General features: G+C 67.5%; 22 protein-coding genes. 6 read left to right on the top strand and 16 right to left on the bottom strand.

Annotated elements, in window-relative coordinates:
* Positions 1-31: 31 nt before the first annotated feature.
* Positions 32-988: a matrixin family metalloprotease gene (locus G315_RS0110195; RefSeq protein WP_018146326.1), complete on the top strand. Its 957-nt coding sequence runs from the start codon at positions 32-34 to the stop codon at positions 986-988.
* Positions 989-1027: 39 nt separating this feature from the next.
* Here G315_RS0110195 and G315_RS0110190 read toward each other — a convergent pair whose 3' ends face one another.
* The 3 genes from G315_RS0110190 to G315_RS0110180 all read right to left on the bottom strand — a co-directional run bounded on the left by G315_RS0110190 (position 1028) and on the right by G315_RS0110180 (position 2897).
* Positions 1028-2311, bottom strand: a complete 1284-nt coding sequence (locus G315_RS0110190; protein WP_018146325.1) for an OmpP1/FadL family transporter — start codon at positions 2309-2311, stop codon at positions 1028-1030.
* A gap of 113 nt (positions 2312-2424) precedes the next feature.
* On the bottom strand, positions 2425-2622 hold the full coding sequence (locus G315_RS0110185) for a DUF3185 family protein (protein WP_018146324.1): 198 nt from the start codon (positions 2620-2622) through the stop codon (positions 2425-2427).
* A gap of 23 nt (positions 2623-2645) precedes the next feature.
* A complete protein-coding gene (locus G315_RS0110180) occupies positions 2646-2897 on the bottom strand; it encodes a GlsB/YeaQ/YmgE family stress response membrane protein (protein WP_026182156.1) in 252 nt (83 codons plus the stop codon).
* A 411-nt stretch (positions 2898-3308) separates the two neighbouring features.
* On the opposite strand from G315_RS0110180, the gene mltF reads away from it, so the two are divergent.
* Complete coding sequence (gene mltF / locus G315_RS0110175; protein WP_018146322.1) at positions 3309-4775, top strand: membrane-bound lytic murein transglycosylase MltF; 1467 nt, start codon at positions 3309-3311, stop codon at positions 4773-4775.
* On the opposite strand, the gene G315_RS0110170 is transcribed toward mltF, so the two are convergent.
* Genes G315_RS0110170 through G315_RS0110155 form a run of 4 tightly spaced genes read right to left on the bottom strand, consistent with a single transcriptional unit; the run spans position 4762 to position 7515 of the window.
* A complete protein-coding gene (locus tag G315_RS0110170; protein ID WP_019612467.1) occupies positions 4762-5856 on the bottom strand; it encodes a DUF3524 domain-containing protein in 1095 nt (364 codons plus the stop codon). The two genes, mltF and G315_RS0110170, sit on opposite strands and share 14 nt — an antisense overlap.
* Before the next feature lie 53 nt (positions 5857-5909).
* Complete coding sequence (locus tag G315_RS0110165; protein ID WP_018176524.1) at positions 5910-6287, bottom strand: DsrE family protein; 378 nt, start codon at positions 6285-6287, stop codon at positions 5910-5912.
* Positions 6288-6323: 36 nt separating this feature from the next.
* Positions 6324-6884: a carboxymuconolactone decarboxylase family protein gene (locus G315_RS0110160; RefSeq protein WP_019612466.1), complete on the bottom strand. Its 561-nt coding sequence runs from the start codon at positions 6882-6884 to the stop codon at positions 6324-6326.
* Positions 6874-7515, bottom strand: a complete 642-nt coding sequence (locus tag G315_RS0110155) for a TetR/AcrR family transcriptional regulator (protein WP_019612465.1) — start codon at positions 7513-7515, stop codon at positions 6874-6876. The genes G315_RS0110160 and G315_RS0110155 overlap by 11 nt, the downstream gene beginning before the upstream one ends.
* 65 nt (positions 7516-7580) lie before the next feature.
* Between G315_RS0110155 and G315_RS0110150 the strand changes: the two genes are divergently transcribed.
* Positions 7581-8300, top strand: a complete 720-nt coding sequence (locus tag G315_RS0110150; RefSeq protein WP_019612464.1) for a hypothetical protein — start codon at positions 7581-7583, stop codon at positions 8298-8300.
* Positions 8301-8335: 35 nt separating this feature from the next.
* On the opposite strand, the gene G315_RS0110145 is transcribed toward G315_RS0110150, so the two are convergent.
* Both G315_RS0110145 and G315_RS0110140 read right to left on the bottom strand, forming a co-directional pair.
* Positions 8336-11566: an EAL domain-containing protein gene (locus G315_RS0110145; RefSeq protein WP_019612463.1), complete on the bottom strand. Its 3231-nt coding sequence runs from the start codon at positions 11564-11566 to the stop codon at positions 8336-8338.
* Positions 11567-11803: 237 nt separating this feature from the next.
* Positions 11804-12124, bottom strand: coding sequence for a high-potential iron-sulfur protein (locus G315_RS0110140; RefSeq protein ID WP_018146315.1), 321 nt, complete (start codon positions 12122-12124; stop codon positions 11804-11806).
* Between the two features lie 294 nt (positions 12125-12418).
* On the opposite strand from G315_RS0110140, the gene G315_RS0110135 reads away from it, so the two are divergent.
* The gene (locus tag G315_RS0110135) at positions 12419-12961 is read left to right on the top strand and encodes an outer membrane beta-barrel protein (RefSeq protein WP_018146314.1); all 543 of its coding nucleotides are present in this window, start codon (positions 12419-12421) and stop codon (positions 12959-12961) included.
* A gap of 121 nt (positions 12962-13082) precedes the next feature.
* Positions 13083-15842, top strand: coding sequence for a cation-transporting P-type ATPase (locus tag G315_RS0110130; protein WP_019612462.1), 2760 nt, complete (start codon positions 13083-13085; stop codon positions 15840-15842).
* A 44-nt stretch (positions 15843-15886) separates the two neighbouring features.
* On the opposite strand, the gene G315_RS0110125 is transcribed toward G315_RS0110130, so the two are convergent.
* From G315_RS0110125 to G315_RS0110115, 3 genes are all read right to left on the bottom strand, one after another.
* Positions 15887-17962 (bottom strand): bifunctional diguanylate cyclase/phosphodiesterase, encoded by a 2076-nt coding sequence (locus G315_RS0110125; RefSeq protein WP_019612461.1) that lies wholly within the window; start codon positions 17960-17962, stop codon positions 15887-15889.
* A 205-nt stretch (positions 17963-18167) separates the two neighbouring features.
* A complete protein-coding gene (locus G315_RS0110120; RefSeq protein WP_019612460.1) occupies positions 18168-18692 on the bottom strand; it encodes a cytochrome c in 525 nt (174 codons plus the stop codon).
* Positions 18692-19231 (bottom strand): hypothetical protein, encoded by a 540-nt coding sequence (locus G315_RS0110115; protein ID WP_019612459.1) that lies wholly within the window; start codon positions 19229-19231, stop codon positions 18692-18694. The genes G315_RS0110120 and G315_RS0110115 overlap by 1 nt, the downstream gene beginning before the upstream one ends.
* Before the next feature lie 281 nt (positions 19232-19512).
* Here G315_RS0110115 and G315_RS0110110 point away from each other — a divergent pair, with 281 nt between their 5' ends.
* Positions 19513-19773: a hypothetical protein gene (locus G315_RS0110110; RefSeq protein WP_018146309.1), complete on the top strand. Its 261-nt coding sequence runs from the start codon at positions 19513-19515 to the stop codon at positions 19771-19773.
* Positions 19774-19857: 84 nt separating this feature from the next.
* Here the strand turns inward: G315_RS0110110 and G315_RS0110105 are convergent, their stop codons facing one another.
* The 4 genes from G315_RS0110105 to rpoZ all read right to left on the bottom strand — a co-directional run bounded on the left by G315_RS0110105 (position 19858) and on the right by rpoZ (position 24144).
* The gene (locus tag G315_RS0110105) at positions 19858-20520 is read right to left on the bottom strand and encodes a class I SAM-dependent methyltransferase (protein ID WP_019612458.1); all 663 of its coding nucleotides are present in this window, start codon (positions 20518-20520) and stop codon (positions 19858-19860) included.
* Entirely contained in the window at positions 20521-21597 is a 1077-nt protein-coding gene (locus tag G315_RS0110100; protein ID WP_019612457.1) for an SO_0444 family Cu/Zn efflux transporter, read from the bottom strand.
* Positions 21598-21675: 78 nt separating this feature from the next.
* Positions 21676-23856 (bottom strand): bifunctional GTP diphosphokinase/guanosine-3',5'-bis pyrophosphate 3'-pyrophosphohydrolase, encoded by a 2181-nt coding sequence (gene spoT, locus G315_RS0110095; protein WP_018146306.1) that lies wholly within the window; start codon positions 23854-23856, stop codon positions 21676-21678.
* Positions 23857-23868: 12 nt separating this feature from the next.
* Complete coding sequence (gene rpoZ, locus G315_RS0110090) at positions 23869-24144, bottom strand: DNA-directed RNA polymerase subunit omega (protein ID WP_018146305.1); 276 nt, start codon at positions 24142-24144, stop codon at positions 23869-23871.
* Positions 24145-24152 lie beyond the last annotated feature (8 nt).

The raw sequence follows: 24152 nt of genomic DNA, 5'->3' as shown, positions 1-24152 counted from the left end.
TACCTTGGGTGTGTGCGAGGGAGGAACTGTAATGGCAATACCGTTATGGCTGGTCGGCGGTGTCGGGGCGCTCGCGCTGGGCGGTGTCCTGTGGCAGGAGGGGCAATTGTCGGGCGGCTCCGCGGGGCATGCGCACTTGGCCGCGCCGCGCTGCGAGGTGCCCATCACCCTGCATCTGGAGGCTGTGGACCCGCGCTTCCGGCTGGAGCGTGACGCGGTGCAGGCGGCCCTGGATGCGGCCGTGAGCATGTGGGACGGGCAGACGCCGGAAACACTTTTCCGTCAGCGCGAGGGCGAGGGCATGCCGGTCCGGCTGGTGTTCGACGAGCGCCAGGCGGGTGCCGAGAGCCGCGACCGGGCGCGCGCGGAGCTGGACCGGCTCAAGCGGGGGATCGCCGAGCGCGAGGAGCGTCTGGATCACCGTCACTCGGCGCTGGCGGCGGATGCCGCGGGCTACCAGCGGCGCCTGGAGGACCTTCAGGCGCGCCAGCGCGAGTACGAAGAGGCAGTGGCCGCCTGGAATGCCGGACGCATGGCGCACAGCGCGGGGAACCGCGAGCGGCTGGAACGGCAGCGCCGGGCGCTGGATGCGGCGCGGGACGACCTGGAGCAGCGCCGCCGCACGCTGGAGCGTCGGCGCGACGAGCTCAACCGCGAGATCCGCGACCTCGAGGGCCAGATCGATGGCTTCAACGAACGGGTCGCGGAACTGAACCGCGAGATCGGCGCGACCGGTGCCTTCGACATGGCGGTCTACGAGCAGCAGGGCGCGCGGCGCTCCATCACCGTGTTCAAGGCCAGTGACGCGGACGAGCTGCGCCTGACGCTGGCGCACGAGCTGGGGCACGCCCTGGGGATCGAGCACGTGGACGACCCGGCCGCGGTGATGCACGCGATCCTGGGCGAGGCCAACGCCGGGCGGCGCGATCTGAGTGACGCCGACCGGCGCGCCCTGGCGGCGGCCTGCGAAGTGGAGCTGGAGCGGTGATGAACGGGGCGGGGCGTATGCCCGGCCCCGGATTCGGCGCTAGAAGTGGTAGCGCATGGCGGCCGACAGGACGTGCACGTGACCCTTGGTCGTCCCCTGCATGTTGATGTCGGTCCCGTTAAAGCTGCGCGTGATGTCGAGATCCTCGCTGGCGATGTGGATGTAGCTGTAGCCCAGGTCGAAGGTGAAGCGCTCGCTGCGGGCGTAGCTGGCGCCGAAGGAGAACCAGGTGCGGTCGCCATCCGGGGTGCGCGTGCCGCGCCCGTTGGTCTGCGTCGGGGTCTGGTCGTACTGGATGCCGCCACGCAGGGTCCAGCGCGGGTTCATCGCGTACTCGGCCCCCACCGCCAGGGCGTAGCTGTTGCGGTAGTTCTGTTCCAGCACCTGCTCGTTGCCCTGGGGCAACTGAATCCGGATCTCGTCGAAGTTCGACCAGTTGAACCAGGTGTACTGGGCCAGGCCCGTCCAGCGATCGCTGAAGCGATGACGAATGCCGATCGAGGCGATATCGGGCAGCTTCAGGTCGGCCTGGCCACCTTGAACGATGGTGTCGCCTACTTGGGCGCGTAGGGGGTCGTTTGTCGATAGCGTCGCGGTGGCTGTGCCCTGGAGGGTATGGGTGACGCCTTCACGGTAATGGATGCCCAGGCGGGTCGCATCGCTCAGGTCGAACAGCATCCCGATGTTGAAGCCGACATCCCAGTTGTCGCCCTCGAGTTCGAATTTCCCGTCGGTGTCCGGATTGAGACCGGCCGGGTCCGGTGTCGCGCTGCGCAGGGTGGCATCGGCGTACTGCAGGTCGAGGCCGCCGCCGATGGAGATCCGGTCGGTCAGCTCGAACGCGATGCTCGGTTGCAGATTGAGCACGCGCAGGTCGGATTCCAGTGAGTCGTAGCGGGCGAAGAAGTCGTCGTTGTACTCATTCTTCAGGCCGAACGGGGCGCTGAGGCCGAAGCCCAGCCAGACTCGGTCGGAGTACTGCTGTGCCCAGTACAGGTTGGGCACCGGGGTCGGGTCGTAGGGGTTGCTGCTGTCGCGCCCGGGGATCTGGGTGCTGCGCTGATTGACCTCGGAGTTGGGCATCAGCAGATGCACACCGGCCTGGAGTTCGTTGCCCTTCAGGCGGGTCATGCCGGCCGGGTTGAAGTAGATGGTGGAGGCATTTGAGGCGACGGCGACATCCCCCGCATGGGCCCGGCCGAGGCCGGACGCGCCCTGCGTCTGGATGTAGAAGCCGGCGGCCATCAGGGTTGCGGGGGCGGCAAACAGGGCGGAGCTAACGGCGATCGAGAGCGCCAGGCGGCGCGACGGTGTCAGAGTCATGCGGTCTCCCCTCGTTTTTTGTTCCAGGGGGCCGCAGCGATGCCGCGTCCGGTGTCGGTCGCAGGCTCCCCCGAGGCGGACCCTACCGCCTCGGGAAGATCACGCCAACCGCATCACATTTTCGAGGTCATCAGGATCAGGCCGATCAGCGCGGCCACGCCGCCACCGATAAGCAGCGCGAGGGTGCGCCGGGTGAAGCGGCCAAGGAACAGCCGCGCCGCGCGCTCGCGCATGCCGAAGGCGTCCTGAACACCGACCAGGGCGGCGATCAGGCCGCCAACCAGCAGGATGATGCCGAGGATCTGGATCATGAGAACTCCTTGGATCGGGTGGATCAGGCCTTTCGGATCAAGCGAAGCAGACCGAGCAGCAGCACGGCGCCCACGGTGGCGGCGGCAAGGCTGCCGATCAGTCCGCCTGCCTGCACCCCGAGCTGGGTGAACAGCCAGCCGCCGAGGAAGGCGCCGATCACGCCAACCACGATATTCAGCAGGATGCCCTGCCCGGACCCGTGTACCAGCAGGCCTGCGAGCCAGCCGGCAATGCCGCCGATGAGCAGGAGGAGGAGAAGGGATTCCACGGGCATGTTGTTGCGCTCCTGGCAAGTGACGGGCGATTGGATCGTGCGGATGTCGAGGTGTTCCCCCTGGGCGTCACCGATCAATTCGCACGCCCGCGCTCGAGTTGTTGATCAGTGTCGCCCTGGGCCTCAAGGATGCCCGCTGGGTTTGGCGGGGCCTTGGGTCTTGTTCCGGGCCGCGGTCGTTCGCTCGGCGATGGGCCGGACTTCGACTGTACAGGGCGTGTCGCCCTTGTGCCCACCGGCACGGGTGAGCCGAACATCCGTGAACGGATACTTGGTGATTCTGCAACCCCTCGAGTGTGGGTATTTTTGAGAACCATTCCGCAAAACCCTAGTCTCGGTATCGGACATTCATGGATCCGTCATGGAATCGGTTGGCGTTTGACGCCGGCTGCCGACGGGAAGGAAACCGGTATGACCGAAGAATCGAAGCGCAAGGGACGGGTCACTCGCTCCGCGCGCTGTGGGCGAGCCTTCCGGGCATTGATCCCGGCGGCCCTGCTGGCGTTACTGGCCGGGTGTGGTTCGGAGAACGGGCAATCCGGAACGATGGTTTCCAACGCGGCTGCGGGCGATCGCCTGGCCTCCGTGGAGGAGACCGGGACGCTGCGCGTGGTGACCCGCAACGCACCCACCACCTGGTACTTTGACCAGCATCTGGAGACATCCGGCACCGAGCACGACCTGGTCGAAGGCTTTGCCCTGGCGCATGGCTGGAAGGTGGAATGGGTCATGGCCGACTCGGTTTCCGGTGTCCTCGAGTCGCTCGAATCCGGCGCGGCGCACATGGCGGCAGCGGGTCTGACCCATCTGCCGTCGCGTGACGAGCGCTTTCGCCGCGGTCCGCACTACATGGAGGTGAGCGAGCAGGTGGTCTGCCATCGCGACTTGTCCGGCCTGCCGGGTTCGACGGACGAGCTGGAGGGCGTCGATCTGGTCGTCTCGGCCGGCAGCAGCTACGTCGAAACCCTGGAGGAGGCGCTGCCGGAATCGGTCGAGTTCGAGGTGCGCGAGATCGGCACCGAGCGCCTGATGGCGCAGGTCGCCCGGCAGGAGATTGGCTGCACCGTGGCTGATTCGCACATCGTGCGCTACAACCGCCGCTCCTTCCCGCATCTCGACATCGCCTTCGATCTGTCCGCGCCGCGCGCGCTGGGGTGGTATGTCGATCCGGAACACGCCGAGCTCGCCGAGCTGGCCGCGACCTGGATGCAGGGCGCCGGTGGCCGCGAGCTGCGCGACCTCGTGGACGAGCGCTATTACGCCTACATCAACCAGTTCGACTTCGTCGACCTGCGCGCGCTGAACCGGCGCATAGAGGATCGCCTGCCCCAGTACCATCCCCACTTCGAGGAGGCGGCCGAGCGCACGGATCTGCCCGCGGATCTGCTGGCTGCACTGGCCTATCAGGAGTCGCACTGGGATCCGGAGGCGCGCAGCCCGACGGGTGTGCGCGGGCTGATGATGCTGACCCGTCGCACCGCCGAGTCGCTGGGCGTGGATCGCCTGGACCCGGTGGAGAGCATCGACGGCGGGGCCCGCTACCTGCAGCGTCAGCACGGGTTGCTGCCGGATGACATCGTCGAACCGGATCGTACCTACCTGGCGCTGGCGGCCTACAACATCGGCCGGGGCCACCTGCTGGATGCGCGCCGCCTGGCGCGCGAGCTGGGACGGGACCCGGATCGCTGGGCCGACATGCGCGAGATCCTGCCGCTACTGACCGAGGAGCGTTATTACAAGGATCTGCGCTACGGCTATGCGCGCGGGTATCAGCCGGTGTACTACGTGCAGCGCATCCGCAATTACCGCGACGTGATCCGCCCGGTGTTCGTGGCCGAGGACGAGATGTCGGATCGGGTCGTCGTCAGCCGCGATTGACCCGTGATCCCTTGCGGTCGCCCATAACGAGGTCGTCCAGCATCCCTTTCCAGTCCGGCTCCAATCGCCCCGGCGTCCACGCGCGGACGTCGGGTGCGGGCGGGGGCCCTTGTTGCAGCCATGCCTGCAGGCGCTCCGTCAGCGTGTCTACATCGCCTTGCGGGTAGCGACAGGCATCGGGGTATTGTTCGCGGTAGGCCAGGGCATCCGGGACCAGCGGTGTGGCACCAGCGGCGCTGGCCTCCAGCACCGCCAAGCCCTGGAACTCGTGCCGGGCGGTACTGACGACGATCCCTGCGCGGCCCAGTAACGCGTCGTATTCGCCGCGGGGCAGCTTGCCATCGGCGATGATCCGGTTCCCCAGGGCCTCGCGCAGCTTTTGCAGGGGTTCGGGGGCGTTCGCCGGCCGCGGCCCCAGCAGGGCAAGACGGAAATCCACGCCTGACCCGGCCAGCGTCAGCATGGCCTCGGTAAAGACCTCCGGGGCCTTGTCGTATTCCCAGCGGTGATTCCAGAGGATCAGGCCCGGATCGCGAGTGCCGCCGGTCACGGCCGTTGGCTGGATCGGCACCGGGAGGATCGCGCTGCGCTGCGTCAGTCGGTCCCGTATCCCGGGAGGTACCGCATCCGGCATGCGTCCGAGCAGGGTCGCCATCCCTTCCAGGAACGAGTCGCGGTTGAACGCCGAGTTGAAGGCGATGCGGTCCGCGGCCAGCGCCGCATAGATCTGCACCATCTGCGGGTCTACCGAATCCACCTGTTGCGGGCCCAGCGGATAGGCAAACTGGTTCTCGTGCACATAGTAGAGCGTGGGCAGGGCGGCGAGGTGGGGCTGGAGTCCGCGCAGGGTGGCGAGATCCACCATCGAGGTGGCGATGACTGCGTCGGCTTCCGTGGTCGCCAGTTCGTCCAGCCAGGAGATCGGGTTGCCGCGGATGCGCCAACGGAAGTGGCGCCCCGGCAATTCCAGTAGCTGCCAGTCGAACGCATCGAAGGTGCTGGTTAACCAGTCCGCCCAGGCCGCGTGGCTGTCGGCGCGATAGGCGGACAGCAGGAGGATGCGCTTGCGATGGTCCGGCACGCCCCTGTACGCCTCCGGTCGGAGAGGGGCCACCGGTGCGGCCCCTCGTGTGATTACCAGGTCAGGACTTTGCCGGCCGACCCCAGCGAAGGCAAGGCCTGCGAGGGCGTAAGCAAGGGGAGGTCCGGGTAGGCCAGATCCGATTCATCCATTCCGTTCAGCTCAAGCGATTGCCGGCAGCCCATCATCTGGACGCCGTTGTCCATGGCGTTCTTCATGAAGTCGGCGATGCTCTTGCCGCCCTCCATGGGATGGATGTTCTCGGCGACGCCGGTTTTCAGCAGTTCCGTGGCCGGCCCGGTGAAGTACATGATGACGTTCTGTTCGCTTGCGGCGGCGGTGGCCGCCAGAAAGAAGGCCGACGGCAGACGGCGCTTGTTCTCCGGCCCGGTGATCATGATGACAACAAGATCGGCGGTTTCTTCGCTCATGTGGGTTTCTCCTTCGGGGACGTTGGGACGGCGCGGTTATGCGCCCGGTGCCGTCCAGCGCTCGCCGGCCATGGGCTCGTCAACCGGGGTGCCGGCGATGTGGTTGGTGTAGTTGGACAGGGTCTTCAGGCCGATCGCCAGGATCACCTCCAGCATCTGTGGATGCGTGTAGCCGGCGTCCAGGAAGGCCTGCTGGGTGGCCTCGTCGACCCAGCCACGCTGTTCGATCATGGCGCGGGTGAACTGGCGCAGTGCCTCCAGCTTCGGGTCCTCGATCGGCCGGTCCTCGCGCAGCGCATCGACCACGCCGTCCGGAACGCCGGTCATGCGGCCGGTCATGCTGTGCGCGGCCATGCAGTAGTCGCATTCGTGATAGCGGCTGACCGTCAGCAGCAGGGTGCACTGCTCGGTCGGGCTCATGGAGGTCTGCTGCAGCAGGGTATTGAGGGACAGATAGGCCTCCGCCAGGGCTGGCGCACTGGCCATCTTGCGGATCAGGTTGGGGACCATGCCGAAGGTCTGCTCGGCCTGCTCGAAGGCCGGCTTCGCGGCGGGGGCGCTGGCGGCGTCATGCAGGGGGAAGTGTTCATCGCTCATGGTGGACCTCCGGGGTCGGGTTGAGCAGGAGCGCCCCGAGCGCGGGGCCCAGGCGCAGGATCGTGGCCGGATCCTGGTCGGCCTTGGCCATCACCAGGATCCCTTCCATCAGCGCCAGCCACTGTTCGGCGGCGGCAGCGGTGTCGGTTTCGGGCGGAAGCTCGCCGTTCTGTACGGCCGCGTCCAGCACGGCGCGAAAATGTGCGGTGACCGCATCCAGGTGCTTCCGGATCGCCTGGCGCAGGGCCGGGTTGTGGGTGCCCATCTCCACCGCCAGGTTGCCGAAGGGGCAGCCAGGCAGCTGTCCGGATTCCGACTGCATCCGCGCCTCGAAGGCATGGATCGCGTGGACGAACGCGTCGATGCGAGCGCGGAGCCCGTTGGCGCCCGACAGCCCGGGGATCAGCACGTCGCGCTCGAAGTCCGCGTAGAGCGCGTCCAGCATCGCCAGGGTGAGCGCCTCCTTCCCGGGGAAGAAGTGGTACAGACTGCCCTTGCGCACGCCCGCCTGCGCGCAGATCTCGGCGATGCCGACGGAGGCGTAGCTGCGCGTGACGATGAGGTCGCGGGCGGCCTGCAGCAGGGCTTCGCGGCTTGCACCGCGGGTGTCGTTGGGTGTGTTGGCTTCCATGTCTTTGCACACTAGTTGACCGGTCGGTAAAGTGCAAGGACGACACCTTGAACGGAGAGGAGCCAATGACGCGCGAACGAGGTCTGCAGGATGGGGACGAGGGTGGCGTGGCCATCCCGGTGCACTACGCCGAATCCTGGGCGGATGGCTTTGGGGTGCGTGGCTGGAAGCTGGATCTGCCAGGACGCGGCGCGGACGTGATCGCGGCGACGCCCTTCGCCGGCGAGCGCATCCCGACGTCGGTGTTCGTGCACGACATCGTGGACCATCACTTGTGCGGGTTTGCCCTGTCCGGTTATCGCGACGAGGCCGGGGCATTGATCCAGCTGGCGCAGCGCACGGGTTCCGACCCGGTCCCGGACTTCGTTCAGATTATCGACGAGGATTTGATGCCAGGCGCTTTCGAGAGCGATGACTGGCGCGAGCTGTTGCCCGCATCGCTGGTCGCGACGGTGGAGGCCGCCGCGGATACGCGTTCCGGGATGGCGCAGTTGCGCCAGCAGTGGGGTGACGGGGTGCTGCGCGCGCTGTGGATTGCCGGGTTCGTCGAGACCGGCTGGAGACTGGCGGATGCGGCCCGTGCCGGATGGGAGCGCCACGGCCTGGAATACGCGGCCCGGGGTGCCACTGCGTTGGCGCTGCAGCGGCTGTTCGAGCGGGTTGACGCGAGCGTCCTGGAACAGGGCTGGATACAGGCGGAAGGCGAGTTCCGGGTCGCGACGGATGCCGTCGGCTTTCGTTTCGAGGGGGGTGGGGCGGAGCTCGTTGAGTGTGTGTCGAAGTGATGGACTGAGCCGCTTTCCGGAAAGGAACGCTGGGCCTATTCCGTGTCGCTCCGTTCGCGGGGGATCTCCAGGGATGGCCGGTGCAGGTGATAGCCCTGCGCCATGTCCACGCCCAGTTCGGCCAGCATCGCGAGGGTCGGGCCGTCTTCCACGCACTCGGCGACGGTGCGTTTGTCGAGACCGCGGGCGACATCGACCATCGCGCGGATGAAGGCCTGGTTGTCGCGGTTGTTGGGCAGGTCGCGCACAAACATGCCGTCGATCTTGAGGATCTGCACGCCCAGGTACTTGAGATAGGCGAAGGTGGAGAAGCCGGAGCCGAAGTCGTCCAGGCACACCGTGCAGCCGGTGTGCTGCAGCGCCTCGATGAAGCGCTGGGCGTCCTGCATCTCGGACACCGCGGCGGTCTCGGTCAGCTCGATGATCAGCCGGCGGGGTTCGACCGCATGCTGTTCCAGCTGCTGGGCGATGTACTGCGGAAGGCTGGGTTCGTCGAAGCTGCGCCCGGAGATGTTGATCGCGATGCCGGCGATCGTCGGGTCGCCGGCCAGGCGGGCGATGCTCTCGCGGATCACCCAGCGGTCGATATCCAGGATCTGGCCGGTCTTCTCCGCGATCGGGATGAACTGGCCGGGCATGGCGATCTCGTCGGGTTTGGTCGGGTCGCGCATGCGCACCAGGGCCTCCAGGTGGTGCAGGTGGCCGTCATCGATGGCGTAGATCCCCTGGTAGTGCAGCTCCAGATGACCCAGTTCCAGGGCCGAGGCGATGCGCTGGCTCCAGGACATCCGCTCCAGCATGTGCTCGGCGGTGTTGCGGCTGCGGTCGAATACCGCCCAGGTGTTCTTGCCCAGGTCCTTGGCCTGGTACATCGCGGTGTCCGCGTGGGCCACCAGATCTTCGACGTTGTCACCGTGCTCGGGGTAATGGGCGATGCCGATGCTGGCGGTGAGCCGGTAGTTCTGGCCGCGGAAGCGGAACGGGATCGAGGCGATCGCGCGACCGACGCGTTCGGCCAGCTCGATCGGTTCCTGATCCGATTCGCGGTCGACCAGGATCGCGAACTCGTCGCCGCCCAGGCGGGCGAAGATGTCCTGGCTGCGCACCAGTGCCGCGATCTCGCCGGCGGCGCGTACCAGCACGGTGTCTCCGGCGCGGTGGCCGAAGGTGTCATTGATGGTCTTGAATTCGTCGAGATCGAAATACAGCAGGGCAAAGCGGCCGTTGCGGCGGCGTTCGCTGTGGATCATGTGTTCCAGGTGCTTCTGGAAGTGATGGCGGTTGTAGAGCCCGGTCAGGGCATCATGCTCGGCCAGATAGACCAGCTGCTGGGCGGTCTGGCGCTCGTGGGTCACGTCCTCGTACAGCCACAGGCGGCCGATGGTGCGCTCGTCGGTATCGTGCACCGGGTAGGAGACCTGAGTCAGGATGCGCCCGTCGTACAGGTCGACCTCGAAGCGTTCGCTGATCTCGTGGGTGTCCAGCACGTGCAGCACATGGCGCGAGGCGTGGTCCGGCCGGGCGAAGCGGTGGGTGGAGTGCTCCAGCACCTCGCGTGAGGCCCGTCCCACCAATTCCAGTTGGTTGTCGATGGCCCACATCCGGCGGAAGGCCGGGTTCACGTATTCCACTCGCCCTTCGCGGTCCTCGAACAGGATGCCGATGCTCATCGCGGAGAGCAGGGCGGCCATGCGCCCCTGTTCGCGCTGGGTCAGTTCCAGCAGGCGGGATTGTTCGTCGCGCGAGGTCTCCAGCTCGGCCAGGGCCTGCAGCAGCGCCTCTTCGTTGCGCTTGCGCTGGGTGATGTCGTGCGAGATCGCCACATACCGGGCCGTCTCGCCGCGGGGTGCGACCAGCTGCAGGGAGATTTCGACCGGCACATCGAAGCCGTCGCGATGCCGGTGGCTGGTATCGAAGCGGAGCTGGTCGCGTATGCCCCGGCGCAGCGGCTCGATCAGCTGACGAAAGCGGCCTTCCGGGAAGTCCGGCTTGATATCAAAGGGGTGCAGGGTCAGCAGTTCCTCGCGCGGGATGCCGGTCTGGTCCACCGCCCCCTGGTTCACGTAGATGAAGCGCAGGGTCTCGACATCGAACAGGAAGACCGCGTCCAGGGTCAGATCGAGGGTGGACCGAAAGGCCTCCAGTTCGTCGGTCTTGGCGCGCAGGCTCTCGCTGGTGGTGACCAGTTCGTCGGCATCGATCACGTGGCCCTGGATGTACCGAAGCCGGCCCCGGTCGTCGTAGGTGCCGGCCCCACGCTCGAAGACCCAGCATACGCCCCCATCCTGCCGCATCATGCGCCACTGGATCTGAAACTGACCGGAGCGCTGAAGGCCCTCCGAGACCTCGCGCCATACCCGTTCGCGATCATCCGGATGGACCAGGTCGCCGAACGTCATGCCGCCCTCGACAAAATCCCCGCGCCGGTATCCGGTGAATTCCTCGAGTGCGCCCTCGGCATTGATCACGTCCCAGGTCGGGTTGTTGCGGCAGCGATAGACGAAGCCGTTGAGGGTGTCGAGGATGCGCAGCAGGTCGTTGCCCTGCTGGGTGCCCAGGGTGCGGGTCAGGCTCATCAATGCGATGCCGGCGAGGAGGGCCGTGAACATGCGCAACAGCTGTACCGGCAGCCCGGTCGCCTCGAGGAAGTCGCCATAGGTTGGCAGCCAGCCGGGAAGCCCCGGATCGACGATCCCCGGGAACGGGGTCAGCAGGGCATAGCCGAGGAAGGTCAGTGCGAGGGTGGCTACGGCCGGATAGTGGCGGCCATGATCGCCGGGTTGCGGGGCGCGCAGGGCGGGGCGCCGCAGCAGGAACCAGAAGGCCAGGCCGACGAGCAGTGCGCCGGGGACGCCGACCAGGTAGCGCCCGCCATTGGCGAGGCCGCGGCCCGGATCCTCCGCCATCCCGATGACGAGCAGCAGCCCGGCAACGATGACCGGGTACAGCCACAGGGCATCCAGGCGGATGCGCGTATGGCTGGCGATCAGGGCGCGCCGTCCGAACTCCAGCAGCGGCACATAGGAGAGCAGTTGCCAGGTGGCGTTGAGCCACAGGTCCCGGGCGGGCGGATAGTGCAGGCCTGCGGCCTGCAGGAATTCGTAGGTGCCATGGACCAGACCGAACAGGGCCAGGAGCCAGAAATGCCGGGCAAATGGCAGCGTGCCATCGCCCCGCGGCAGGATCAGGGCGACCACACCCAGCGAGAAGAACGCCAGGCCGTAGACCAGGTAGAGGATGGTGAAAGCGGCGGGCGAGGGGTCCATCAGCGGCCGACTCGCGAGTCGGGGCGTGGGTCGCCGGAGGCGATGCGGCGAGACGGCCGGGATGAGTGGTCAGGCACGCACATTCCTTTCGGCCACGTTCGGCAAGAGTGAGGCCGGTTTACGGAATTGAGGGTCTAGCTTGCGGGGTGGTGCGGCGGGGATGCAAGTCGCAGCGGGGGAGTGCTGCGGGAGGCCAGCGTCCGGCCCGGATACCCGGGCCGGACAGAGGTGTCAGGATCAGGCCCCGACGTACTCGTCACACCAGCCAGAGGCGTTCACCTGAACACCCTGGAAGTCGGCGTGGAAGCACTGGCCCCATTCGGCGTCGCCGCCGCCCCAGAAGGCGCAGTTCTTGCACTTCTCGCCTTCCGAGTAGTCCTCGTGACCGGCAGCGTCTGCTGCATTGTTCACGTAGTCGTGGCGGTGGCCGTCCTCGGCCTTGGGGTTGTCGGCCTTGGCCGTGGACATCCCAGCCAGACTGATCACCGGGATGGCCGCCACGGCCGCGGATGCCTGACGCAGGAACTTTCGACGGTTTGCATTCGGTTGGTCGGACATGAGGTCCTCCGTTTGCTTCTGAGTGGATGGGTCTTCTTGTTGCTTGGAACAGCGAACTTCGCCCTTTCCGGGTTGGGCGGGTTCACCCCCTTCGAGGTCTTCGGCCGCCGAGGGTTCCCCTGAATTTTTCAGGGATCAGGAAAACCCTTCCGGGGTCGAGCTTCGGCTGAGAGATGCAACTGCGGGGAGGAAAATTCCATTCCGGGCCACGCGTTCCGTGAGCGCGTGATGAAGATCACGCCATGCTGGTCTACCATTAGCGTCTGCTTATTCATGTCGATCAGGAGGTGTGCGATGCAGCACAAGAAGACGATGTCGATGTTGGCCCTGGGTGCATTGGTGCTGGTGCCGTTCGCGCAGGCCAGCGCGGTCGAGCGCGGCATGGAGCCCAGCGTGGCCCTGCTGGGCGGGGTGGTTTCTCCGGACCTCTCCGATGCCAGTTCCGATGCGGCCTATGGGGTCGAGATCGGTGCCAACTGCCAGTTGTTTCAGCCAGCCACCGGGGTGCTGCGTCATCACTTCAGCGTGAGCCGCTACAGCGACGACCCACTGAAGATGACCAGCGCCGAGATCAACAGCCACTGGATGTTCGAGCCGAACGAACGTCTGTCGCTGGGCTTCGGTCCGGGCATTGGTTACGTGCGGGCCGAACTGGACGACGAGACGAACGGCCTGTGGGCGGCCCAGGTGGGCGGCAGCCTGAAGTACCAGCTGGATCGCCAGTGGTTCCTGGGGCTGGAGGCGCGCTACCAGTTCACCGAGAACGACCGTTTCGACGGCCGCCGCGCGGATGCCGACAACATGCGCGTGATGGGCAAGGTCGGGATGCAGTTCTGATCCGTTCGCCGAGGCGACAGGCAGGCATCCAGGGATACACCGATCAGGGTTTCCCTGGGGCTTGCCGTCCCCCGGGTGCCGGGGGACGATAGGGCAACGCTGACACGCGAATGGGTTGCCCATGGCCGAAGTTTCCGACCCCCAGTCCCCCCGTGCGGATCGCGATGTCCCGGCATGGCACAGCCAGAACGCGGATGCCGCGTTCGAACACTGGGGGACCTCGCGCGAGGGGCTGACGGCCGTACAGGCCGAGGAGCGCCTGGCGCACTACGGCCCCAATCAGTTGCGTCCGCCCGAACGGGCGGGTGTTCTCCGGCGCTTCCTGCGCCATTTCCACAATGTCCTGATCTACATCCTGCTGGTAGCCGCGCTGGGGACGGCGCTGCTGGGTCACTGGGTGGATACCGGTGTGATCCTGGCCGTGGTCCTGATCAACACGCTGATCGGGTTCGTCCAGGAGGGCAAGGCGGAGAAGGCCCTGGACGCCATCCGCCGCATGCTCTCCCCGCGCGCGCTGGTGGCGCGCGGCGGCGAGCGGCGCGAGATCCCCGCGGAGCAGCTGGTCCCGGGGGACATCGTGTACCTGCAGGCCGGGGACCGGGTACCCGCGGACCTGCGCCTGTTCGAGACCAAGAATCTGCGCCTGGAAGAGGCCGTGCTGACGGGTGAGTCGGTGGCGGTGGAGAAGGACGCCGCCGCGGTAGAGCCGGAGGCGGACCTGGGGGATCGCCGCGGGATGGCCTTCTCCGGCACGCTGGTCGCCTTTGGCCGCGGTATGGGCGTAGTGGTGGCGTCCGGTGAGCATACCGAGATCGGGCGTATCTCCACCATGCTCGGCGAAGTCGAGGGGCTGGAGACGCCGCTGGTGCGCCAGATGGAGCAGTTCGGCCACTGGCTGGCCGCGGTGATCGTGGTGCTTGCGCTGGCCACCTTTGCCTTCGGCTACTGGGTGCGCAGCTATCCGCTGGACGAGATGTTTCTGGCTGCGGCCAGCCTGGCGGTGTCCACCATCCCCGAGGGATTGCCAGCGATCATGACCATTGCCCTGGCCATCGGGGTGCAGAAGATGGCGCGGTGCAATGCCATTATCCGCCGCCTGCCGGCGGTGGAGACCCTGGGTTCGGTCTCCACGATCTGTTCCGACAAGACCGGCACGCTCACGCGCAACGAGATGACCGCCCAGACGCTGCGTACGGCCACCCGCGAGATCCTCGTCAGTGGCGTGGGTTACGCGCCGCAGGGTCAGTTCTCCGAGGACGAGCGGGACATCGACCCGGATGACGACCCGCTCTTGAGCGAGGTGCTGCGCGCGGGTCTGTTGTGCAACGACGCCCGGCTTTACGAGAAGGATGGCGACTGGGTGATGGAGGGTGACCCGACCGAGGGCGCGCTGATTACCCTGGCGCGCAAGGCTGGGCTCGACCTGCACCTGGAGGGCGAACGGTTGCCGCGCACCGATGTGATCCCCTTCGAGTCGGATCATCGCTACATGGCCACCCTGCACCACGACCACGAGGGGCATGCGTGGATCTTCCTGAAGGGCGCGCCCGAGCGCGTACTGGAGCTTTGCAGCGAGCAGCAGGTGGATGGCGAGACCCGCGAGGCGCTGGATCCGGATCACTGGCACGCGGCGATGGAGGCGGTGGCGGCCCGCGGCCAGCGCCTGCTGGCGGTCGCGGTGCGCGAGGCCGAAGCGGACGGTGGCGAGCTGCGCTTTGACGATGTCGAGGCCGGTGGCTTCACCCTGCTGGCGCTGGTGGGCATTATCGACCCGCCGCGCGAGGAGGCCATCCGCGCGGTGGCTGACTGTCGCGCGGCGGGGATCGACGTGAAGATGATCACCGGGGACCACCTGGCCACTGCGCGGGCGATCGGCGAGCAGCTGGGCCTGGGGCGGGAGGCCGAGGCACGCGCCGGTCACGAGCTGGATGCGCTGGACGATGCCGCGCTGGCGGAGATCGCGGAGCGCACGGATGTCTTCGCGCGGACCTCGCCGGAGCACAAGCTGCGTCTGGTGAAGGCGCTGCAGACGGGCGGACGGATCGTCGCCATGACCGGCGATGGGGTAAACGACGCCCCGGCGCTGAAGCGCGCGGATGTGGGCGTGGCCATGGGCGGGAAGGGTACCGAAGCGGCCAAGGAGGCCTCGGAGATGGTGCTGGCGGACGACAACTTCGCGTCCATCGCCCACGCAGTCGAGGAGGGCCGCACGGTCTACGACAACATCCGCAAGGCCATCCTGCACATGCTGCCGACCAACGCCGGGCAGTCGCTGACCATCATGATGGCCATCCTGATGGGCCTGGCCCTGCCGCTGACCCCGGTGCAGGTGCTGTGGGTCAACATGGTGACCTCGGTCACGCTGGCGATGGCGCTGGCCTTCGAGCGCGCCGAGCCGGGGGTGATGCAGCGCCCGCCCCGCGCGCCGAATGCCCCGTTGCTGTCCGGCTTCCTGCTGTGGCGCATCCCGTTCGTTGCCTTGCTGCTGTGGGTCGGCACCTTCGGTCACTTTGTCTACATGGAGAGTCTTGCCGGGGTCGCCGACGAAGTCGCGCGCACGGTGGCGATCAACACTCTGGTGGCCGGGCAGGCGTTTTACCTGCTGAATCTGCGGCTGATCCACCAGCCGGTGCTACCGGGCGGGGAGCTGTTCCGCTCGCGCGCGATGTGGCTGGCGATCGGGGTGCTGGTGGTGCTGCAGCTGGCGTTTACCTATGTCCCGCTGATGCACACGCTGTTCGGGACCACCGCCATCGGTGCGGACGACTGGGCGCGCATCCTGGCATTCGGGCTGGCGGTGTTCGTGATCGTGGAGCTGGAGAAGCTAGTGGTGCGTCAAGTGATCGCGCGCCGGCGTGGGGTGGCACCGCAGGCCGTGTGACAGGTGCCCCATGCTTTTCCGAGTCCATGCAGCCGTCGGTCGTTCTACCGACAGCCCACCAGGGCATCGCCGGAAAGCAGGGCCGTGGCGTTGGCGGCGTCCACCGGTGGGGAATAGTAGTAGCCCTGGGCCAGGGTGCAGCCGAGGGCGCGCAGCGTCGCGGCGTGGGTATGGCTTTCGACGCCCTCGGCCACGGCCTCCAGACCCAGGTTGCGGGCCATGTGGATTACGGTCTGAACCAGGCGCTGGCTGTATTCGTCGTGGTCCAGCCCGGAGACGAAGCTGCGATCGATCTTGAGGATGTCCAGTGGTAGCCGGTGCAGGTAGCTGAGTGACGAGTAGCCGGTGCCGAAGTCGTCCATTGCCAGGCTGATGCCCAGGGCCTTGAGCCGGTGCAGGGTCTCGATTAGTTCGTCGAGATTGCCGAGCGTCGCGGTCTCGGTGATCTCCAGGCGCACCTGGGAGGCCGACACCCCGGTGCCGGCAAGAATCGTCTGCACCTCGTCGACCAGTCCCGGGCGCGTGAGCTGCCGGGCGGAGAGGTTGGTGCTGATGGTCAGTGGCATCTCGGGGTGGTCGATCCCCCATTGCACCAGCTGACAGCAGGCCGTGTAGAGCACCTGCATGTCGATCAGGTGGATTTGCCCGGTGTCCTCGGCGATGGGAATGAAGTCGTCCGGCGCGACCAGCGCGCCGTTGCGCTGCCAGCGCACCAGGCCCTCGAAGCCGGTGATGCAGTCCTCGCCGAGTGACACGATGGGCTGGAAGTGGACGATGAAGTCGCCGCGCTCCACCGCATGGCGCAGGTCGGTCTCGAGGGCCAGGCTTTGCAGCGCCTGGGTCTGCATGCCGGGGTCGCAGAATTCGCAGCGGGCCTTGCCCAGTGACTTCGCGCGGTACATCGCCATGTCTGCCTCGCGCATCAGGTCGTCCGGCGTGGCCGGGCGCGCGGGGTCGTCCGCCGCGTTGGTCTCGCGGGCGGGGCAGCTCTGGCCGTAGGGGCGGGTGGCAATGCCGATGCTGACGGTGACGTAGATATCCTGTCCGGCGATGGTGAACGGCTCGTGCAGCACGGCCTGCAGGCGTTCGGCCACGCGCAGGGCGTCCACCGGCTCATGCAGGCCCTCCAGCAGGATGGTGAATTCGTCGCCGCCCAGGCGCGCGAGGGTGTCGTCCGGGCGGTTGGCCTTGTCCCCCTTGGGCCGCGAGACGGTGTCGTTCCGGCGCAGGGCGTTCAGCAGGCGCCGCCCGACCTGCACCAGCAGTTCGTCGCCGGCCGGGTGCCCGAGGCTGTCGTTGACAACCTTGAAGCGGTCGATATCCACGAACAGCACGGCGAACAGGTTGAAGGGTTCGCGGGTGGCGCGGGCAATGGCATGGGCCAGCCGGTCGTGGAACAGACGGCGGTTGGGGAGCCCGGTCAGCTGGTCATGGGAGGCGTTGTGGAGCAGGTGCTCTTCGTGGCGGTTGCGCTCGATCACGCGGCCCAGTTGCACGCCGATCTGCCACATCAGCCACAGCAGGTCGGGGTCGGTGGTGGTGGGTTCTGTGGCAAAGAACTCGAGGACGCAGGCGACCTCCTGGCCGACCATGACCGGGAAGGCGAATCCGGACCGCAGGCCACTGGCGGCGGCCTGCGGTGCCCGCGGGAAATTGTCGTCCGCGGCCAGGTTCTCGATCCATGCCGGTTCGCCGTTCGCGAGTACCCGGCCGGGTAGCCCGTGGCCACTAGCAAAGGGTGTGCTGTCGGTGTTCTCGCGGAACTCGGTGAACGGCTCGGCGGTGGCGAGGTGCCAGATGCCGGTGGGGTTCAGTTCTCTGCAGCCGCTGTTTTCGTCGTGTCGGGCCAGATAGACATGCCCCACCGGCCAGTCGAGGTACTGCCCGATGGCCGCGAGGGCCGCGCGCAGAACATGCGCGATGGAGTCCGACTGGTTGGCCGTCGAGGCAATGGTGTTGAGCAGCTCGATCTGTTTCTGCTTGGCGTAGACGTCCTGCAGCCGGGTCTCGGCCAGGGTCTCGGCGCGGCGCCTTGCCTGGCGTTCCTGCTCGACCAGGCCTTGCAGACGGGCTTGTTCGCTAACCGCCGCGAAGTCGTTGGCGCGTCGATTCACGCGCACCCCCGGTGCTCGCTGTGACACGCGCGCTGTTTGGCATCATGCATGGGCCCCTCCCGGCCGTCCTTGTTTTACTGCATTCCCTGCCATGCGGTGACCGCGCAGCGTCTCATTCGAATGACTGACGCCGGAACAAGCCGACGCATTCCGTGTGCATTGTATCGGGACTGCGGCGGTGTGCGTATGGCTCGGCGTCGGGTTAGTCGGGTTAGCCGTCGGGGTGGGTCACCCAGGGTTCGCCCATGGCCTCTTCCCAATCGGCCTGGGTGGGGTGGTTGCGGTCGTAGCGTGTCCAGGCCTCGAAGATCTCGTCCGGCCAGTGCGACTGCAGCCAGGCGATGATCGCCTCGACATCCGCCTCCGAGAGCGTGTCCTCGAAGCTGGGCATTGCGCCGCCACGCGCCTCGGCGCCGTAGCGGATCATGTCCTTCAGTTGCCAGTACGGGTGGTGCCAGGTATGGGCGCTGCCATCCAGCGGCGGCGGGGGCAGGGTGCCGTCGGGGTTGCGCTGGCGCCAGTCCTCGGCGCCCTCGCGCTGCGCCCCGTGGCAGGCGATGCAGTGCTGCTGGTAGAGGCGCTCACCGCGCTGGAGGACCTCCGGATCGGTGGTGCGCTCCAGGTGGTCGGGGGTCCCGGACGCGCCGCCGAACCCGTCGCAACCGGTCAGGCTGGCGGATGCGAGGATCAGCGCCGCGCTGCCGATCCAGGGGGTGAGCGATGGGTGTCGCCGCATCAGTCCTGAACGTCCGGCTCGCCCGCATTCCCGGCCGGTTCGTCGTCGCCGCGGAAGGCGTCACGCACCGAGCCCCAGGCCTTGCGCGAGCCGTCGCGCACGCCGCCCCAGGCGTCCTTTGCCCCGTCGCGAATACCGCCCCAGGCGCCGGAGGAGCGCTCGCGCATCTCGCTCGACCATTCGGCCAGGCGGTCACGTTCCTCTACCAGTCCGTCGTAGGCGCGTTCGCGGCGCTCGCGAGTCGCGTCGCTCAGGTCATCCCAGCCCTCGCGGAGGTTGTCGCCCAGGCGGCCGAGTTCGCGGTCCATCGCGTCCAGGGTCTCGCGGGTGCGCGAGCGGGTGGCCTCACCGGCCTCGGTGCTTTCTTCCTGGATCTCCTCGCGGGTCTCGGCCCAGGATTCGCGCAGTTCTTCCATCTCGCTGGCGGTGGTGTCGTCCTCTGCGGCCCACGCATGCTCGTCGGAGTGGAGCGGGCTTGCGGCCAGCAACAGGGCGCAAAGGCTCGTCATCAGGATGTGGCGCAGCTTGAACAGTTTCATGGTGTCTTCCTCCCGGTCCGCGCAGGGCGGCGGACTGATCTGGTCTTTCTGCCATGGTAGGACGTTTGGCGGTCGGGTATGTTCGTGCGCAGGGAAATTTTTGCGAGAGGAACCACGGGATGCGATGGGGATGGCGGGTTGCATGGGGGTGTCTGACGGTACTGCTGGCGGGCTGTGCCACGTCCGCTTCGGGCCCGGAAACGGGCACTGCGCCGGACGGCTGGGAGTCGGCGCCTACCGCCTTCGAGGCGCAGGCGGTGCCTTCGCAGGCGCCCACGGTGATGCCCGGTGCCGCGGTGATGGCGTGGCTGGCGGCCAGCCCCTGGCATTCTGGACTGGCGGTTGACTACGCCGGGCTGGAGATCGACCAGCCGCGTCCGGAGCGCGCCGAGGTCCGCCTGACCGGGTTGCGCGACGATGCCGTCAGTGCCTACGAATTCCGCCTGGAGCTGGACGAGGTCGAGGCGGGCTGGGTGGTGCAGTCAGTGGAGCGCCGTGCCATATGCCGCCGTGGCCTTGGCGACAGCGGCCTTTGCCTGTAAAGGCTTCGTGGAGGATTCGCCCTTGACCTGGTCCTTCACGATGCGCTCCGGAGGCTTTGTGCTGAATCCAGGGCAGCCTCTGCTTCAGCGGCGGCGGGCCAGGGTCAGGCCGTCGCCGATGGGGGCCAGCGAGAGGTCGATGCGCTCGTCGGGATGCAGGGCGTCGTTGAAGGCGCGGATCGCGCGGGTGTCGTCTCGCTGGTCGTCCGGGTCGGCGACGGTACCGTGCCACAGGGTGTTGTCGATCAGGATCAGGCCGCCGGGGCGTACCAGGCGCAGGCAGTGTTCGAAATAGTCGGGGTAGCCGGTCTTGTCGGCATCGATGAAGGCTAGATCGAAGCGACCGGTCTCGCCGGCGGCCTCCAGCGCCTGCAGCGTGTTGCGCGCCTCGCCCAGCTCGAGCCGGATGCGTCCGGCGACCCCGGCGCGCTCCCAGTAGCGCCGGGCCGTGGCGGTCCAGTCCGCGCTGTTGTCCAGGGTGACGACCTCGCCGTCCTCCGGCAGGACGAGGGCGATGGCCAGCGCGCTGTAGCCGGTGAAGGTGCCGATCTCCAGATAGCGCTGTGCGCCCATGAGCTTCGCCAGCAGCGCCATGAACTGTCCCTGCTCCGGGGCGATCTGCATGTTCGCCTGCGGCAGGCCGGCCGTTTCGGCGCGCAGCTGCGCCAGTACGTCGGGCTCGCGCAGCGAGTGCTCCAGGAGGTAGCGGTACAGCGGTTCATCGAGTCCGATGGAACGATTGGACATTCACGCGCTCCGCGGCTGGGGGTGAGGGATCAGGCGGTCCAGCCACCGGCGCAGGACCGGTGTGGCCAGGACGATCAGGATGACCAGGGTGCTCCACTCGAGCCAGGCGGGCAGCAACTCGCCGGCGGCGCCCATCTGGGTTGTGATGTCGACCCCGGTACGGGCCAGTCCGGCGTCCAGGGCGAGTCCCAGCGCGATGGTGGTGGCTGCGATTCCGGCCAGGTAGAGCACTAGCGCCGGGGTGCCGAGTTCGCGGCGGAACACGCCCAGCGTCGCCAGGCTGGTGATCGGCGCGGCCAGCAGGAACACCAGCACGGTGCCGGGCGAAACGCCGGCCGCGATCAGACCCACGGCGATGGGTGTGGCGGCGGTCGCGCAGAGGTACATCGGGATGCCGATGACGGCCATCACCAGCATCGCCGGCAGGCCCGAGCCCCAGGCGGCCAGAGTGGCCGGCGGGACCAGGGCGAGCAGGGCGCCGGCGACCAGCAGGCCGATCACCAGCCACAGGCGGATATCGTCGAGGACGTCGTGGAAGGCGTAGTGCAGTCCGCTGCGGAGCCGTGCGGAGAGGCGTTTTGGGGCTTCGGGCGTGGCGCAGTCCGTGTCGTTCGCGCAACATCCGCCGCAGGTGTCGGGTTCGGCCCCGGTCGCCTCCGGGGGGTCCGTCGCGGCGCGCGTGCGCCCCACCAGTAACCCCGTGGTAATGGCCGTGACGATGGCGCCAAGGGCGCGGGCCACGGCCATTACCGGGCCCAGCAGGGCGTAGCTGATGGCCAGCGAGTCCACGCCGACACCCGGCGTTCCGATCAGGAAAGCGGTGGTGGGCCCGCGACCGGCACCGCCGCGATGCAGGGCCAGGGCGGTGGGGATGGCCCCGCAGGAGCAAAGCGGCAACGGGGCCCCGACCACGGCGGCGCGCGCGGTAGCCGCGAGGCCGGCGCCGCCGAGCCAGCGCTGCAGGGCGGCCTCCGGGATCAGGGCCTTGACCGCGCCGGCGGCCAGCAGACCCAGCAGCAACCAGGGGGCCGCGGTGAGCGCGACGCCCAGGGTTTCGTTGAGGATGTCGGCGATCATGCCTCGATCTTCCGTTGCGCACGGGGCGCCTGCAAGAAGCCCGTCCGCCGGGTGGCGGATCAGCGGGAGCGTTGCGTGTCAGCCGCGCTGGCGCGAGATGCGCAGGACGTCGGACAGCCGCCGCAGGCCACGCATGATCTGGGCCAGGTGCTGGCGGTCACGGACGGTCAGCAGGAAGGTCATCGCGGTGGAGTGGCCGTCCTGCTCGTTGAACGAGATGTGCTCGATGTTGGAGCCGTGATCCGCGATGACCGCGGCCATGTCGGCCAGCGCCCCGCGGCGGTTGGCGGTGCGGGTGCGTACGGCGGCGGTGAATTGCAGCTGGGGCTCATGCGACCACTCCAGCGCGATGGTGCGGTCGGACCGGTCGCGGCTCTCGTGCAGGACGTTGCGGCAGTTCTCGCGGTGGACCACCAGGCCGCGCCCGGCGCTCAACTGGCCAATGATCGGGTCGCCCGGGATCGGGTGGCAGCAACGGGCGTAATTCAGCACCAGCCCTTCGGTGCCGTTGACCGCGAGCGTGGTTGTAGTGGCGGGCTCTGTGGCGGTCGGGTCGGGGCTTTCCTTGCCCACCATCTGGCGGGCCACCAGCGAGGCCATGCGATTGCCCAGGCCGATATCGATCAGCAGCGCGTCCAGGTCTTCCAGCTGCATCGCGTCCAGCATCTGGTCCAGGCGGGCCGGCGAGATGCGGGGCAGGCTGGTATCCATGGATTCCAGCGCCTTTTCCAGCATGCGCTCGCCGAGGGTGCGGGCCTCCTCGGACTGCATGGACTTGAGGCAGTGGCGGATGCCGGTGCGCGCCTTGCCGGTGACCACGAAGGACAGCCAGGCCGGGTTGGGGCGGGCGCCGGGCGAGGTGACGATCTCCACCGTCTGGCCGCTTTGCAGGCGTACCGACAGCGGGGCGAGCTGGCGATCGATCTTGGCGGCCACGCAGCGGTTGCCGACGTCCGAGTGCACGGCGTAGGCGAAGTCAATCGGTGTGGCGTCGCGTGGGAGCACCAGGATGTCGCCCTCGGGGGTGAAGGTGTAGACCTCGTCGGGGAACAGGTCGACCTTGACGTTCTCCAGGAACTCGATGGAGTTGCCGACGCTGTTCTGGATCTCGAGGACATCCTTCAGCCATTCGCGTGCCCGGCTCTGGGCCGTGCGGCTGGATTCGCTGCCGGCCTTGTACTGCCAGTGTGCGGCGATCCCGCTCTCGGCCACGCGATCCATCTCGGTGGAGCGGACTTGCACCTCGATCGGGGCGCCCTGCGGGCCGAACAGGATGGTGTGCAGCGACTGGTAGCCGTTGGACTTGGGGATCGCGATGTAGTCCTTGAAGCGTCCCGGAACCGGCTTGTAGAGGTTGTGCACCACGCCCAGGGAGCGGTAGCAGGTGTCCACGTCGTCGACAATGATGCGGATGGCGAAGACGTCGAACACGTCTTCGAACGAGTGGTGCTTGTCGCGCATCTTGCGGTAGATGCTGTACAGGCTCTTCTCGCGCCCGGAGATGCGCCCGATGATCCCGGAAGCCTCCATGCGCGAGCAGATCGCCTGTTCGATGTTCTTCATCGGCTCGCGGCGGTTGCCGCCGGCCCGGTGGACTGCGCGTTCCAGTACCGCGGCGCGCCAGGGGTGCTTGGCCGAGAAACCGAGTTCCTCCAGCTCGCGGCGCATGGCATTCATGCCCAGGCGCTGCGCGATCGGGGCATAGATCTCGAGGGTTTCCTTGGCGATGCGGCGGCGCTTGTCCGGGCGCATCACACCGAGGGTGCGCATGTTGTGCAGGCGGTCGGCCAGCTTGATCAGAATCACCCGGATGTCGCGGGTGATCGCCAGCATCATCTTGCGGAAGTTTTCCGCCTGCGCCTCGGCCTTCGACTGGAACTGCAGGTGGGTCAGCTTGGACACGCCGTCCACCAGCTCTGCGACCTCCTCGCCGAACTCGGCGCGGATACGGTCCTTGCTGGTGGCGGTGTCCTCCATCACGTCATGCAGGATGGCGGCGCTGATCGCCTGGTGGTCCATCCGCATCTCGGCCATGGTGCGAGCCACGGCGAGCGGGTGATAGATGTAGGGTTCCCCGGTCTTGCGGGTCTGGCCTTCGTGCGATTCCGCGCCCAGGAGATAGGCGCGATAGACCTCCTCGACCTCTTCCGGCTCGAGGTAGGACTCGAGCTCGGAACATAAATCGCTGATCAGGAATCGGGTCGAGTCGCCCGGTACCGAGGAGGGGGCCCCGGGCGAAGCTGGCTGCCCAGCGGCCATTCAGGAAATCTCCTAGCGCTCGTCGGCTTCCAGCTGTTCCAGATGACGGATGGTGCTGAAGTCCAGCATCTGGTTCTGGGGCCGTTCGTCGTGTTCGTCGAACACCTCGATACCGACCACGCCGGCGGCGATTTCGCGCAGGGCGATTACCGTGGGCTTGTCGTTGTCCTCGGGTACGCGGGCTTCCTTCCCGTGGGCAATGTGGCGGGCCCGGCGGGCAGCCATCAGCACCAGCTGGAAACGGTTTTCGACATTTTCGAGGCAGTCCTCGACGGTGACGCGTGCCATCGGATACT

This window comes from Thioalkalivibrio sp. AKL7 (assembly GCF_000381705.1).
In the GTDB taxonomy this organism is placed as follows: domain Bacteria; phylum Pseudomonadota; class Gammaproteobacteria; order Ectothiorhodospirales; family Ectothiorhodospiraceae; genus Thioalkalivibrio; species Thioalkalivibrio versutus.
The sequence above is the reverse complement of the archived record's forward strand: the minus strand, read 5'-3'. Positions and strand labels throughout refer to the sequence as shown.